Annotated in this window: 15 protein-coding genes; 11 read left to right on the top strand and 4 right to left on the bottom strand. The window is 73.8% G+C overall.

The window, feature by feature from the left end; genetic code table 11:
• Positions 1-702: 702 nt before the first annotated feature.
• Both IE330_RS34590 and IE330_RS34585 read left to right on the top strand, forming a co-directional pair.
• A complete protein-coding gene (locus IE330_RS34590) occupies positions 703-1560 on the top strand; it encodes a helix-turn-helix domain-containing protein (RefSeq protein WP_190140141.1) in 858 nt (285 codons plus the stop codon).
• 264 nt (positions 1561-1824) lie between these two features.
• Complete coding sequence (locus tag IE330_RS34585) at positions 1825-2034, top strand: DUF397 domain-containing protein (protein WP_190140140.1); 210 nt, start codon at positions 1825-1827, stop codon at positions 2032-2034.
• A 186-nt stretch (positions 2035-2220) separates the two neighbouring features.
• Here IE330_RS34585 and IE330_RS34580 read toward each other — a convergent pair whose 3' ends face one another.
• Complete coding sequence (locus IE330_RS34580; protein WP_190140139.1) at positions 2221-3060, bottom strand: hypothetical protein; 840 nt, start codon at positions 3058-3060, stop codon at positions 2221-2223.
• Positions 3061-3133: 73 nt separating this feature from the next.
• On the opposite strand from IE330_RS34580, the gene IE330_RS34575 reads away from it, so the two are divergent.
• The 3 genes from IE330_RS34575 to IE330_RS34565 all read left to right on the top strand — a co-directional run bounded on the left by IE330_RS34575 (position 3134) and on the right by IE330_RS34565 (position 6601).
• Entirely contained in the window at positions 3134-3919 is a 786-nt protein-coding gene (locus IE330_RS34575) for an SDR family oxidoreductase (protein WP_190140138.1), read from the top strand.
• Positions 3920-4126: 207 nt separating this feature from the next.
• A complete protein-coding gene (locus IE330_RS34570; protein WP_190140137.1) occupies positions 4127-5716 on the top strand; it encodes a sodium:solute symporter family protein in 1590 nt (529 codons plus the stop codon).
• A 111-nt stretch (positions 5717-5827) separates the two neighbouring features.
• Entirely contained in the window at positions 5828-6601 is a 774-nt protein-coding gene (locus IE330_RS34565) for a DJ-1/PfpI family protein (RefSeq protein ID WP_190140136.1), read from the top strand.
• A 69-nt stretch (positions 6602-6670) separates the two neighbouring features.
• On the opposite strand, the gene IE330_RS34560 is transcribed toward IE330_RS34565, so the two are convergent.
• Both IE330_RS34560 and IE330_RS34555 read right to left on the bottom strand, forming a co-directional pair.
• Entirely contained in the window at positions 6671-7789 is a 1119-nt protein-coding gene (locus IE330_RS34560; RefSeq protein WP_229926131.1) for an ADP-ribosylglycohydrolase family protein, read from the bottom strand.
• A gap of 104 nt (positions 7790-7893) precedes the next feature.
• Positions 7894-8358: a VOC family protein gene (locus IE330_RS34555; protein WP_190140135.1), complete on the bottom strand. Its 465-nt coding sequence runs from the start codon at positions 8356-8358 to the stop codon at positions 7894-7896.
• A 69-nt stretch (positions 8359-8427) separates the two neighbouring features.
• Here IE330_RS34555 and IE330_RS39420 point away from each other — a divergent pair, with 69 nt between their 5' ends.
• The 3 genes from IE330_RS39420 (at position 8428) to IE330_RS34545 (ending at position 10112) form a co-directional block, all read left to right on the top strand.
• Positions 8428-8595 carry a hypothetical protein gene (locus tag IE330_RS39420; RefSeq protein WP_229926130.1) on the top strand — a complete coding sequence of 56 codons (168 nt, stop codon included), beginning with the start codon at positions 8428-8430 and terminating at the stop codon, positions 8593-8595.
• 24 nt (positions 8596-8619) lie between these two features.
• Positions 8620-9303 (top strand): MmyB family transcriptional regulator, encoded by a 684-nt coding sequence (locus IE330_RS39415; RefSeq protein ID WP_268257379.1) that lies wholly within the window; start codon positions 8620-8622, stop codon positions 9301-9303.
• A 185-nt stretch (positions 9304-9488) separates the two neighbouring features.
• Positions 9489-10112, top strand: coding sequence for a Uma2 family endonuclease (locus tag IE330_RS34545; protein ID WP_190140134.1), 624 nt, complete (start codon positions 9489-9491; stop codon positions 10110-10112).
• Between the two features lie 62 nt (positions 10113-10174).
• On the opposite strand, the gene IE330_RS34540 is transcribed toward IE330_RS34545, so the two are convergent.
• Positions 10175-10501 carry an anti-sigma factor antagonist gene (locus IE330_RS34540; RefSeq protein ID WP_190140133.1) on the bottom strand — a complete coding sequence of 109 codons (327 nt, stop codon included), beginning with the start codon at positions 10499-10501 and terminating at the stop codon, positions 10175-10177.
• Positions 10502-11136: 635 nt separating this feature from the next.
• On the opposite strand from IE330_RS34540, the gene IE330_RS34535 reads away from it, so the two are divergent.
• From IE330_RS34535 to IE330_RS34525, 3 genes are all read left to right on the top strand, one after another.
• Positions 11137-11928 carry a helix-turn-helix transcriptional regulator gene (locus IE330_RS34535; protein ID WP_190140132.1) on the top strand — a complete coding sequence of 264 codons (792 nt, stop codon included), beginning with the start codon at positions 11137-11139 and terminating at the stop codon, positions 11926-11928.
• A 308-nt stretch (positions 11929-12236) separates the two neighbouring features.
• On the top strand, positions 12237-12917 hold the full coding sequence (locus tag IE330_RS39795) for an ANTAR domain-containing protein (RefSeq protein ID WP_190140131.1): 681 nt from the start codon (positions 12237-12239) through the stop codon (positions 12915-12917).
• Between the two features lie 54 nt (positions 12918-12971).
• Complete coding sequence (locus IE330_RS34525; RefSeq protein WP_190140130.1) at positions 12972-13721, top strand: ANTAR domain-containing protein; 750 nt, start codon at positions 12972-12974, stop codon at positions 13719-13721.
• Positions 13722-13835 lie beyond the last annotated feature (114 nt).

Below are 13835 nucleotides of genomic sequence, written 5' to 3'. Positions count from 1 at the left end.
GCGCACGGCGGCGACGGACCCCGGCGGGGTCCCGATGCAGCCGCGCCGGGGCGCGGGAGCCATGGCACGCGCCGTGGCGCACTGAACCACGGCCGCGCACGGCACGTACGCCCGGGCGCGGGCACCGCGAACGGCGCGCGGGGGCCGACGGCGGCGTACCGCACGTCCCCGGCACGACCGCGCCACACGGTGGGCACCACGCACGACGCCGCACCACCCGCACCACCGGGCACCACCCGCACCACCGGGCGCCGTCGGCACCACCGGCCCGCGCCGTGAGCACACCGCACCACCCGCACGCGCGCACCACGCGGTGAGCGCACCGCGCGCCGCGCGCCGCAGCACCACCCGCACCACTCAGTACCGCTCAGCAGCACCCAGCACCACCCGCACCACCCCCGCACCACGCGGAGAGCAGCACGCACCACCCAGCACGATGCCGCGCCGTCGTCCCCCGGACCCGGTACGGGAGCCGCTGGGCCGTGCGGGGCGCGGGCGCCGGTCGCACCGGTGTCCGGCCCCGCACGGCCGCGACCACCCCAGGCGACTCGCTCGTCGAGCAGCACACGCGACGCCGCGGGGCGTCGGCACCCCCACATGTCCGCCGTTCTGCTGTTTCCCAGCGCCGAGTTGCCCCTTGGTGGCACTCTGCTCCACAGCAGACACGCAAAGTAGAGGCATATCGCCGGAGGTGCACTTCCCGTGGCGTCCAACGTCAATCCCACCGTCAGGCGTCGCCGGCTAGGCCAGGAGCTGCGCCGGCTGCGTGAGCTCAAGGGCATGACGGCGGAGGAGGTGGCGGAGCGCCTGCTGGTCTCGCAGTCGAAGATCAGCCGCCTCGAGAACGGCCGCCGCTCCATCAGCCAGCGCGACGTCCGCGACCTGTGCGGGGTGTACGAGGTCGAGGACCACCGCATCGTCGACTCGCTGATGCAGATGGCCAAGGACTCCCGGCAGCAGGGCTGGTGGCACTCCTTCGGCGACATCCCGTACAGCGTGTACATCGGCCTGGAGACCGACGCCGCGTCGCTGCGCGTGTACGACCCGCAGGTCGTCCCCGGCCTGCTCCAGACCCGGCCGTACGCGGAGGCGCTGATCACCGGCGCGCTCCCGGAGACCACGCCGACGGACATCGAGAAACGGGTCCAGGTCCGCATGCGCCGCCAGGAGCGCATCGCCGCCCCGGAGAACCCGCTGCGGCTGTGGACCGTGCTCGACGAGTCCGCGCTGCGCCGCGTCGTCGGCAACCGCGCGCTGATGCGCGAGCAACTGGAGCACCTGGTCGAGCAGTCCCAGTTGCCGCACGTGACGGTGCAGGTCATCCCCTTCGAGATGGGCGCCCACCCCGGCCTGAATGGCCAGTACGCGATTCTGGAGTTTCCGGACGCGTCGGATTCGAGCGTCGTCTACATCGAGGGCGTCACCAGCGACCTGTATCTGGAAAAGGCCAACGACGTCCAGCAGTACAGCGTCATGTACGAGCATCTGCGGGCACAGGCCCTGAACGTGGAGCAATCGCGTCAGCTCATCGCCGACATCGCCAAGGACTACGCCCGCTGACGTCGTGGAACGGTGCGCGCGCGGCCCGGCGCACGGACCCCGTACCCGCCCGCGAGGACCCTCCAGCCCCGGAAGGCGCCGCACAGTACACCGTTGCCGCGCCGGGGCGGAAGACCCCCCTGGTATATGCCATCCGGTTGAGTGAACGAGCCATCCGCCGCCCGTAGTTGGCGAGTAGCGTCTTTCACGCCAACAGCAAGAACGTTGGCGGATACCGCCGCCGCGCGGATTCCGAATTCAACAACTGCGCAATACGGAGCAAACATGGCAATCCAGCAAGGCGCGTCGCCCTCGTGGACCAAGTCGTCCTACTCCACCGGGAACGGCGCGTGCGTCGAGGTCAAGTCCCCCGTTCTGCACGCCATTTCCGTGCGGGACTCGAAGGTCGCGGACGGCCCGGTCCTCGCCTTCCCCGCCGATTCGTGGAACGCCTTCGTCACCGAGGTCCGTGAGGGGTCCCACGACCACGGGTGATACGTGCCACCACCGGCAGCCACTCCTTTCGGCAGCCATCCCTTCCGGCACCCGCCCGCACCGGCACCCGCCGTGCAGGCACCCGCCGGGACAACCGCACAACCGCAGCACACCCGCATGAGCCCTCTCGACTGGTCCGCCGTCCCGGCCGAGGGGGCTCGGCTCTGCCCGCCGCCGGCCCTGGCGCTACCGGAGCTGGTCGACGTACCGGTCCGTGCCCGGCACCGTCGGGACGAAGGGCGCAAGCAGCTCCACGCGGCCGAGGCCCGACGCGGCGACCTCCGCCCCGCGCCCGGCGAACCGCTCCCGCCAGCACGCGCGCGGGTCGCACTCCAGGAACCACAGCAGCGTCAGCCGGGTGTCCACGCCCTCCACCTGCCGCACGTACGTCATCCGGTCGCCCGGCAGCGGCGTCGGGCGGAAGGCGACCACCAGCGCGGCCGGCGAGCCCGTGAGCGCCCGGGGCAGGTGCCGGTCGCGCAGCCACGCGAGCAGCTCCGCGCGCTCCCCCGGCCCGTCGGCGTCGACGACCTCCAGGACGAGCCCCGCGTACGGGTGGTCGAGCGCGTGGTGGTCGCGCGGTCCGGCGGCGCCGTCGCGGTAGACGGTCGCGGCGAGGTCGTGGAAGGCCGTGAAGACGTGGGTGCGGGCCTGGTGGACGCGGCCGTCGCGGTTCAGGCGCTTGTTGATGGCGACGGTCCACCGCATGTGCTCGTCGTAGCGCCCCTCGGTGATCCAGTACGTCGACAGGTAGCAGCCCGCCGTCACCGGCCGGGCCACCGCCGACGTCTCCGGCCGGCGCAGGAGCTGGAGCTCCCGGGTGGCCACCCAGCGCCGTCCCGCGTACATCCACGGCATCGCCATGGCGCCCGCGTAGTAGTGGTCGTCCTCGTACCACCGGTTGTACGCGCGCTCGTGGCCCGGGTGCGGCTCGACCATGGTGATCAGCGCGTGCCCCGGGCGCACGCCGTAGGGCCCGACGGCGGCCAGCTCCGCGTACGCCTCGGTGCGGGTGTCCTCGCCCATGCCTCTCCCCTTCCTCCGCGCGGGCCCATACTCTGACGCCCCGTCAGACAGATGGCCAGAGCCGGGAGGCGCCGTGTCGCTGCTCCAGGGAAAGACCGTGATCGTCTCGGGTGTCGGCGCCGGGCTCGGCCGCGAGGTGGCCGCGGCCGTCGTGCGCGAGGGCGGCGCCGCCGTGCTCGGGGCCCGCACCGCGGCGAACCTCGCCAGGGCGGCGGCGGAGGTGGACCCGGGCGGCGGCCGCACCGCCCACCTGGCGACGGACATCACCGACGAGGCGCAGTGCGCCGCGCTCGCGGAGCTGGCCCGGGAGCGCTTCGGGAGGATCGACGCGCTCGTGCAGGTCGCCGCGTGGGACAGCCACTTCGGCGGCCTGGAGGACGCCGACTTCGCCGCCTGGGCGGGCGTCCTCGACGTGAACCTGCTCGGCTCGCTGCGCATGGCCCGGGCGTGCCTGCCCGCCCTCAAGGAGCGCGGCGGCGCGGTCGTCCTCATCGGCACGCAGTCCTCGGTGGCCGCGCCCACGCAGGTGCGGCAGGCGGCGTACGCGGCCTCGAAGGGCGCGCTGACCTCCGCGATGTACTCCCTGGCGCGCGAGCTGGGGCCCTACCGCATACGGGTCAACACCGTGCAGCCCGGCTGGATGTGGGGCCCGCCCGTGGCGGCGTACGTGACGCTCACGGCGCGCTCGGAGGGCGTGCCGGAGGACGAGGTGAGGCGCCGGCTCACCGAGCGCATGGCGCTGCCCGACCTCGCCACGGACGGGGACGTGGCGGACGCGTGCGTGTTCCTCGCCTCGGACCGGGCCCGGTCGATCACCGGCCAGTCGCTGCTCGTGAACGCGGGCGAGCTGATGCGCTGAGCCCCACCCCATGGGTCACGTATGTGAATGAAGGTCGCCGACTCGAACGATTTTGCTTCCTCTTGACCGTGCGGCCGGTTGTCCGTGCCGCGCCGCCGAATCGACGATGAGCGGGCCCTTCACGGCCTCCTCCGGCGCCGGGGTGAACGGGCAGCGCGTTCAGCGGAGTTGACCGAGTTCACAAGACGGACCCTGGAAGGGGCGTACATGAACGGTCTCGACTGGGCCGTCCTCCTCGCGTACTTCGGCGTGATGGTCGCGATCGGCGTCTGGTCCCACAAGCGCGTCGACAACGTCAGCGACTTCTTCACCGCCGGCGGCAGGATGCCCTGGTGGCTCTCCGGCATCTCGCACCACATGTCGGGCTACAGCGCGGTGATGTTCACCGGCTACGCCGGGATCGCCTACACCTACGGCGTCACGTCCTTCGTCACCTGGTCCTTCCCCATCGCACTCGGCATCGCCGTCGGCGCCCGGCTGTTCGCGCCCCGCATCAACCGGCTGCGCTCGCGCCTGGGCGTCGCGTCCCCGCTGGAGTACCTGAAGAACCGCTACGACCTGCCCACCCAGCAGGCGCTCGCCTGGTCCGGGATGCTCCTGAAGATCGTGGACGTGGGCGCGAAGTGGGCGGCGATCGCCACCCTCCTGTCCGTCTTCACGGGGGTCTCCCTGAACCAGGGCATCCTCGTCACCGGCGCGGTCACCGCCGTCTACTGCACCATCGGCGGCCTGTGGGCCGACGCGCTCACCGAGCTGGGCCAGTTCGTCATCCAGCTCCTCGCGGGCGTCGCCATGTTCGTCGCCGTGGCCGTCGAACTCGGCGACCACGGCGGCTTCCTCGGCGTCTGGGACCGCCCGGAGCTGGACGGCCACGAGAAGCCGCTGGTCGGCCCGTACGGCACGGTGTTCCTGCTCGCGTTCCTGTTCATCAAGCTCTTCGAGTACAACGGCGGCATGCTCAACCAGGCCCAGCGGTACATGGCCACGGCCGACGCCCGTGAGGCCGCGCGGTCCGCGAAGCTGTCGGCCGTGCTGTGGCTGGTGTGGCCGCTGGTGCTGTTCTTCCCCATGTGGATGTCGCCGCTGCTCGTGGACGCGAAGAAGCCCGACGGCTCGGACAGCTACGCCCTGATGACCGAGCAGCTCCTGCCGCACGGCCTGCTCGGCCTCGTCATCGTCGGCTTCTTCTCCCACACGATGGCCATGTGCTCCTCCGACGCGAACGCCATCGCGGCCGTCTTCACCCGCGACGTGGCCCCCGTCCTGTCGAAGAGGGCCCGGCGGTGGACCGACCACGCCGGGCTGATCGCGGCCCGGCTGACGACGGTGGTGTTCCTCGCCCTGTCCATGGCGGTGGCCACCCAGGTCGACTCACCCGCCTTCAAGGACATCGTCACCGTCGTCATCAAGTGGGTCGCCGGCCTCATGGGCCCCATCGCCATCCCGATGATGCTGGGCCTGCTGCGCGCCTTCCGCCGCTCCGGCCCGACGGCGGCGCTCACGAGCTGGGGCGTGGGCCTGTTCGCCTTCTGGCTGGTCAACTACCCCGTCCACTGGAGTGTGGACGGCGGTGTCCCGCTCCAGTACCAGGTCTCCGTCCCGCTGGCGGTCTCCCTGGTCCTGTACGTCGTCGTCGGGTACGTCAAGCCGGAGGACACGCCCGAGCGGGACGCGCTGATCGAGCGCGTCAACACGGACGGCCCGCCGGACACCGGGGCGGGGGCGGCGGCGCTGCCCGTGCCGCGGGCGGAACCGCCGGGGCCGGTGGACCCCACGGTCCCCAGGACGCTCCCCTGACCCCGGCCCGGCCACGGCCCGGCCCCGCCACCGGCTCCCCGGCGGACGTGTTCCCCACCCTTACGGACATCCGGCCGCGCGGCGGCGGCCCGCCCAGCAGACTGCCGAGGCATGACGCCTCCCACCGCACGCCGCACCCTGCTGCGCGGCACCGCCGCCACGGCCGCGCTCGCCACCGCTGGCCTCACCGCCCAGGCCCCCACCGCCCACGCGGCCCCCGGCCGGCCCACCGGCCGGGGCCCGCGGATCGGCATCCTCCTGTACGACGGCTACAGCCTGCTCGACCCCACCGGCCCGGCCGAGATCCTCGCCCGGGTGCCGGGCGCGAGCGTCACGATGGTCGCCGAGCGGCGCGGCCCGGTGCGCACCGACACCGGTGACGTGGCCGTGGTGGCCGAGCGGAGCCTGGCCGAGGCGGGCCGCCTGGACGTCCTCCTCGTCCCCGGCGCGGGCAACCGCGGCACCATCGGCGCGATGGGGAACCAGACCCTCCTGAGGTGGATCCGCGCCACGGACCGGCACACCCGCTTAACCACGTCCGTGTGCACGGGCTCCCTCGTCCTGGCCGCGGCCGGGCTCCTCGACGGGCGCAGGGCGACGACGTACTGGGCCTCGGCGGAGTACCTGGAGAAGACCTTCGACGTCACGTACGTACCGGAACGCTTCGTGGAGTCGGGGAAGTTCATCACCGCGGCCGGGGTGTCGGCCGGTCTCGACATGGCTCTGCACCTGGTGGCGCGGCTCACCGACGACGACACCGCGCGGGCGGTCCAGCTCGCCGTGGAGTACGACCCGCGCCCGCCGTTCCACGCGGGCGACTGGCGGCGGGCCAGTGCGGAGTTGAAGGCTCGGGCCCTCAAGCTCCTGGAGGACTCCCAGGTGTAGGACGTCGTTCGTCCGCGCAATCGCCGTGGCTGGTCGCGCAGTTCCCCGCGCCCCTTCAGGGCGCTCCGGTCAGGCCCTGGGGTAGCGCGCCAGCCACCCCGGTGCCGCCCCGGCCGGGCTGTGCAGCGCGGGCCCCTGCGTCATCTCCATGGCGAAGTCGTCCGCGAGCTCCAGGACGGTGGCGCGGCCCTCCAGCTCGGTGAGCCACCCGGGCGGCAGCTCGGTCTCGCCGTGCAGCGCGCCGAGCAGCGCCCCGCACAGCGCGCCCACCGCCGCGGAGGGCCCGCCGTGGTTGACGGCGAGCCGCAGCCCGTGCCGGATGTCCTCGCCGACGAGGGCGCAGTACACGGCGGCGGCCAGCGCGCCCGGCGCCGCCCCGTCACCGGTCAGCTCCTCGACGCGGGCGGCGTTCGGCAGCCCCTGCCGTACGGCACCGAGCGCGTGCCGCAGCCCGTCGGTGACGGCCTGGTGCCCGGGGCGCGCGCCCAGCAGCGCGAGGCACCGCTGGATGGCGCCGTCCAGGGACTCGCCCCGGGCGAGCCCGTGCACCAGCAGGCCGTGCGCGCCCGCGGCGAGGTACGCGTCGGGGTGGCCGTGCGTCTGGACGGCGCACTCCACGGCGAGCTGGAGCACGAGCTGCGGCTCCCACCCGACGAGCAGCCCGAACGGCGCGGACCGGGCGGCGGCCTCCGGGCCGCGCTCCCCCGGGTTCTTGGGCACGTCGAGCGTGCCCATGCGGTCGTCGGCGAGCCCGGTGAGGCAGGCGCGGGAGGGGGCGCGGCGCGCGTACAGCCACTCCTCGCGGGCCAGCCAGCCGTCCTCCGTACGCCGCTCGTCGGGCCCCCAGTCGCGCTGGGTGGCGGCCCAGCGCCGGTAGGCCCGGTGCAGGTCGGTCGGCGGGTGCCAGGCGCCGGTGTCGCGCCGCACCTGGGCGCGGATCAGCCCGTCGACGGTGAACAGGGCGAGCTGGGTGGCGGCGGTGACGGCGCCCCGCCTGCCGTGCGCCGCGACCGGCTCGGTCAGGCCCTCCCCGCCGTGCGCGGCGCGGATCTCGGCGAGGCCCATCCCGGCCACGGGCGCCCCCAGCGCGTCACCCACGGCGGCCCCGAGCAGGGTGCCGCGGACCCGGCTACGGAAGTCCTGCTGTTCGGTGCGGCCCCACACGCCGGTGGCTGCTACGGCACTCACCGAACCCCCTTTCCCGTGCCTCGGCGTCCGACTCGGCAGCACTGTAATCGAACGGGAACGGTGGGTTCAGAGGGCACGAGGTTTGCGCGGAAGGTGCGCTTTCCCTAGCTCCCGTCGGGAGTTGGGCGGTGTTCGACGTATTCGACGACGGTCCCGTCGCGGTGCCGCGCGGTGAACCCGGTCCCGGTGGGCACCGCGTGCGGCGGGACGAGCACCTCGGCCCCCTCGGCGGCCAGCCGCTCCAGGTACGCCGCCGCCGAGTCCACCACCAGCGTCCCGTCCGTGGCCCGGAACGGCTCAAGGACCTCCGGCGCCCCCTCGACGAGCAGGAAGCTCCCCACGACGGCGAGCCGCAGCCCCTTCTCCGGATACGTGAACCACATGTCCTTCGCCACGCCGAGCAGCCGCTCGTACGACGCGGTGACGGACTCCAGGGTGCCGGTAGGGGTGTAGACGCGCAGGAGCGCGCGGGGTTCGGTGAGCCCGGAGGAGTCGTTGCGGCGGCGCCAGACGGTGGGGGCGGTGGTGTCGTGGTCGCGGGAGGCCCGGGCCTCGGTGTCGTTGCTCATGGCCCCACCCTCGCGGCGGGAATGGGCCCCGGCCAGAGGGGTGTTCATGGGGTGAGCGGAGGTAACAGGATGACGGACCCGGCGGCGGCGCTCCGGCGTGAGCTCGGCGGCTTCCTGCGCGCGCACCGCGACCGCCTCGCTCCGGCGGACGTGGGCCTCCCCACGGCGCCCCGGCGCCGCGCGGCCGGGCTGCGCCGCGAGGAGGTGGCGGCCCTGTCCGGTGTCTCGGTGGCCTAGTACACCTGGCTGGAGCAGGGCCGCGTGGACACCTCACGGCAGGTCCTCGACGCGGTGGCCCGCGCCCTGCGCCTGGACGCGGCGGCCCACCGCCACGCCCTCGCCCTGGCGGGCTACGCGCCCACCGGGCCCGCGGCCCCGACGGCCGCCACGACCACCGCCCCGGCCCACCAGCCCGTGCCGCACAGCGACCCCACCGCCCCGACGGCCGCCCGCGACCACCAGCCCCTCCTTGACGGCTGGCCCACCACCCCCGCGCTGCTCCTCTCCCCCGCCTTCGACGTCCTGGCCTGGAACCAGGCGTACGCGACGCTGTGGCCCGACCCGGCCGCCACGCCGGAGCCCCGCCGCAACCTCCTGCTGCTCCTCGCCGCCGACCCCGCCCACCACCGCCGCCTCCCCGACTGGCGGCCCCTCGCCCTGGACCTCTACCGCCACTTCCGCACCCGCGCCGACCTGGAGCCCCCCGGCGCACGCGCCCACGAGGTCACCGCCCTGCTGCGCGCCGCGTGCCCGGACCTCGACGCCTGGTGGGCCTGCCGCTCGGTGGGCGACTTCACCTCCCGGACGCTGCTGCTCCACCCGGAGTCCGGCCCCCCGCTCCGCTACGAGGCGAGGCTCCTCCTGACCCCGGAACCACGGGGCGGGGCGGTGCTGGTGCACACGCCACTCGCCCGGGAGACCGGCGGTACGCTGCCTGAGGAGTGACTCTCAGGACCTGACCGGCCGGACGGAGGTGCACGGTGAGCGCCCAGCCCCTTGAGCCGACGCCCCAGGCGGCCTACTACCAGTTGCGTGGACGGGAACAAGGCGCGGTGGGGTCAATGGCTCGTGGACACGACCCGGTGTCTCGGCTCGGGTCGACCTGAGCCGGACCACAAGAAGGGACTCACGTGAGCGCGCAGCCCATCGAACCCGGCCCGGACGTGTCGTACAGCCGACTCCGTGACATGGCCGACGACATCATCGGGGCACTCGACCGCCGCGGCGACCGCGTACGGGTTGACATCGCGAACCAGGAGATCACCGTCCATATGATGTCCCCCTCGAACCCGCACGGTGAGATCGTGTTCGAAGTCGGCTTTCAGATCCGTACGCAGGATCGCGACGCGGTGCTTCTGGTCGAGAACCGCGTGCACCACCCGGGGCTCGGTCTGTGCCGTAGTGCCGACCTCTTGGCCATGAGCCGTGAAGCCCGCGAGCGGCAGGACGACGACTTCGCCTTCTTCGCCCCCGATGTGTCCGTCGCCGTAGAGGTGGTTTCGTCCTCGAACCCCGGCAACGACTACATCACCAAGCTCCGCGACTACCCCCGTATGGGCGTCCCCGAGTACGTCATCATCGACCCCCGGAACGGCACGGTCACCGTCCACTCCGGGCCGGACACCGCGAGCGGCGAACCCCGGTACGCCGACGCTCCGCGCCACTACAAGTTCGGCGACGCCGTTCCCATGGGGCCCTGGACGGTGGACACGAGTGCGTTCCCCCGGTACCGCGCGCCCAGGTCACGGGCTTGACAAACGATTCTGTACACGCCTCGCCAAGGGACGGCTCGGGACAGGACAGGCCCCGGGGACCCTCAGACCGGCACCACCCGCAAGGTGGCGAGGTTCCAGTCGCGGCGGGTCAGGCGCTCCTGGAGGTCCAGGGCGCGCGGGCTGCGGACGAGGAGGTGCCGGGGCGGGGTCAGGCGCTGGGCGAAGACGACGAGGATCTGCAGGGCGGCGTTGGAGAGGTAGGACACCCCGGTCAGGTCCAGCGTCACCACGTCGTGGTCCTGGCCGCAGTCGAGCAGTGCCTTGGTCAGCACGCCCTTGTGCGCGGCGAGGACCTCGCCGTGGAGGATCAGGCCCGGCCGTGGCGCGGGCAGCATGACGAGAAGGTCATCGGCGAATACACCGTGCATAAGCGTGTCCCGGAGCAGCGCACCGCGGCGGCACCAAGGAGAAACCTTCGTGAGGACCGCGCGATGGCGGTGTCGCGGGCACAGACTCCCGCACGTAACAGCCGTTGACGTGCGAGGCTCCTTGGGCCTCGAATGGTCGTCGGCCGGCCGCTGCCGCGCTAACGACGGCACCCGCCCACGGGCTGGCTACCACCGTACTGCGGAACGCATATGCCCGATACCCCCGCCGCCCGGCGGTACCGATCGCCACGGACGCGCACCGGTGGAAAGCGGATGCCCCGGTCGGGGCGGCACGCGCCGGTGGCGGGGCCGTACGGGTCGGCGGGGGGCGTACCCACCGGCCACAGCCACGCGCTTGTCCGAGCGGCGGGTGCGGTCCTGGCCAACGCTGGGAGCGGGCACCGCCCGGGCGTACGCTGAGCGAGTACGGGGGGGTGCGGGCGAGCACACGGACGGTCAACGGCTCGCCGGTCCGGCCCGGCCGAGGAGAGGGGCGGGCTGCCGGCCCCGGCCGTCCAGGGCTTCCCCGCTCTCTGTCCGGCCCCCGCGTCCGACGGTTCCGAGCACGCCGCCGCCGGGCCGGTGCGGACGGACGGTCATCCGGCATGGGCGCATCGGGCCGAGGGGCGGTAACCGTGGAGACGCTGCGTTTCGACAGTGACGATCTGGAAGCGACCGAGGACTTCCTCAGCCGGGCCCGCACCCGGATGGCGATCGGCGGCGACGCCGAGCGGACGCGGGCGCGGGTGACGCGCAACGTCGCGGGGCCGGTCGGCGTGGACCGGCTGTCGTTCGACTACGACATGCGGCACGACGCCGCCGTGCTCGACGGGATCCGCCTGGGCAACGTCCACTCCGGCGGGATCGGGACCGGACCGGTGCGGCTGGCCGGTGACCGGCCCGTCTCCCCGGCCGCGGCCCGGCACCTGCGGCACACCATCGCCTACCTGGCCGACGGCGTGTGCGCGGACGAGGAGTTGAGCCGGCACCCGCTGCTGGTCGCCACCGCCGCGCAGCTCCTGGCGGCCGCCGTGCTGAACGCCTTCCCCTCCACCGCGCCGGGCGAGCCCACCGCCGCCGACCGCCGCGACGCCCGGCCGGCCGCGGTGCGCCGCGCGGTGGCCTTCGTCGAGGACAACGCGCACCGGGAGATCACCGTCGCCGACATCGCCGCGGCCGCGCACGTCAGCATCCGCAGCCTGCAGGAGGCCTTCCGCCGGCACCTGGACACCACCCCGACGGGCTACCTGTGCCGGGTACGGCTGGCCCGCGCCCACGCCGACCTGCTGGCCGCCCGGCCCGGCCGCGGTCAGGTCGCGGCCGTCGCCGCCCGGTGGGGGTTCGTGCAGCCGGGCCGGTTCGCCGCCGCCTACCGTGCCGCGTACGGCCGCCTGCCGCACGAGACCCTGCGCGAGGACCGGGGGTGAGCGCCGCCGGCCGGCCCCCCGGGCACGGGACGGTGGTGCGCCGGGCCGGGGAGCCGCCCGGCCGGGCACCGGGGCGCGGTCCGCGTTCGGCGTACGTCCACGGCCATGATCCGCGTTTGCGGTATTCCCTCCCCCTCGTGGAGTGCGCTGTACTGAGCCGGGTGAGCAGATGCCGGGCCCGGCCCTGCGCCCCGGGGGGAGGCGTCCGCGCTGCCGCTCGCCGCGACGCCCGTTCCCGCAGGAACGGGCCCGGCGGCGTCCCGTCGTGCTGCCTGCGGTGAGGACACTGACGAAGGCGGTGTGGAGGCATGGGTTCCACGGTGAGGGATCTGCTGGGCAGGCTGTCCGGCAGGGCCGACGACACGCGACGCAAGGCGTGGGCGCACGCCTGTGCGGAAGCCCTGGGACTGGGTGGGGTCGCCGTGACGGTGAACGAGGAACTCGTGTGGTTCAGCGACACCACCAGCGAGCGTCTGGAGGACCTGCAGTTCACCCTGGGCCAGGGCCCCGGTCTGGGCCTCGACGACCCCGTGGAGATGCGCCAGATCCCGGACCTCGGGGAGCTGCTGGCGCGGCAGTGGCCGCAGTTCGCTCCCGAGGCGGTGAAACTGGGCGTCGCCGCCCTGTTCGTGTGGCCGGTACGCCTCGGCGCCGTGCCCGTGGGCACCCTGACCGGGTACCGGCGCACGACCGGCCCCCTCACCGCGCGACAGGTGTCCGAGGGCTGGCTGGTCGCCGACGTCCTGGCCGAGCACGTCCTGGCCAACTGGCCGGCCGAGCCCGACGCCAACGGCCCGGGCCACGCGGGCACGGTGGACCTGCACCGGGCCGAAGTACACCAGGCCACCGGAGTCCTGAGCGTGCGCCTCAACATCCCCCTGGCCGAGGCCCTGGACCGGCTGCGCGCCCGCGCCTACGCCTCGGGCCGGTCCCTGACCGACACCGCCCACGACATCCTGCGGCAGGAACTGCCCCACGATGATCACTGACCCGGCCCCCCGGCGCCCGCCACGGCGGTGACCGGGGGGCCTAGGAGTACGCGCATGAGCAGGGAACAGCACATCGCCCGCACCTTCGTGGAGCTGGCCGACACCCTGGTGGAGGACTTCGACCTCATCGACTTCCTCCAGCAGATGACCGTCCGCTGCCAGGAACTCCTGGACATCACCGACGCCGCGGTCTTCCTGAACCACCCCCCGCCCCGGCTGCACAGCCCGGCCCCCTGCGACCCCGGCCCCGCCCTCCGCGACGTGCTGGAGGCCGCCCGGTCCGAGGGCCCCGCCCTGGACGCGCACCGTGCCGGGAAGCCGGTCACCACGGGCGAGGACCCGGCCGAGACGGCGGCGCGGTGGCCACAGTTCGCCCAGATGCTCCGGGCCGCCGGCTACACCCGCGCCACGGCCGTGCCCATGCGCCTGCGCAAGGACTGTCTCGGCAGCCTGCTGCTCCTGCACACCGGTGAGACGCCGTTGGGCGCCGACGACCTCGCCCTCGCCCAGGCGCTGGCCGACGCCGCCACCATCGGTCTGCTCCAGGCCGGCACGATCCACGAACAGCACACCGTCAACAAGCAGCTCCACACCGCGCTGCAGAGCCGCATCATCGTGGAGCAGGCCAAAGGCGTTCTCGCCGCCCGCCGCCACATCCGTCTCAACGACGCCTTCGAAGCCATGCGCCACCACGCGCGGCACCACCGGACCCTCCTCATCAAGGTCGCCCGGGACGTCATCGAGAACGACTTCGTCCCCGCCGTACCCCCCGCCTCACCGGCGAGGCCCGCGGACTCCTCGTGACACCGCCCGGCCGGGCCGGGCGGGCGGGAGATCCGCCGCGGTAGCGGCGGCACGGGCCGGGGCGCCACGCGCGGCGCTTGCGCCGGGGCCGGTCGGGCGGAGCCGGGGAGTCAC

Origin of the sequence: Streptomyces longispororuber (assembly GCF_014656095.1) — a bacterium.
Lineage (GTDB): Bacteria > Actinomycetota > Actinomycetes > Streptomycetales > Streptomycetaceae > Streptomyces > Streptomyces longispororuber.
The sequence above is the reverse complement of the archived record's forward strand: the minus strand, read 5'-3'. Positions and strand labels throughout refer to the sequence as shown.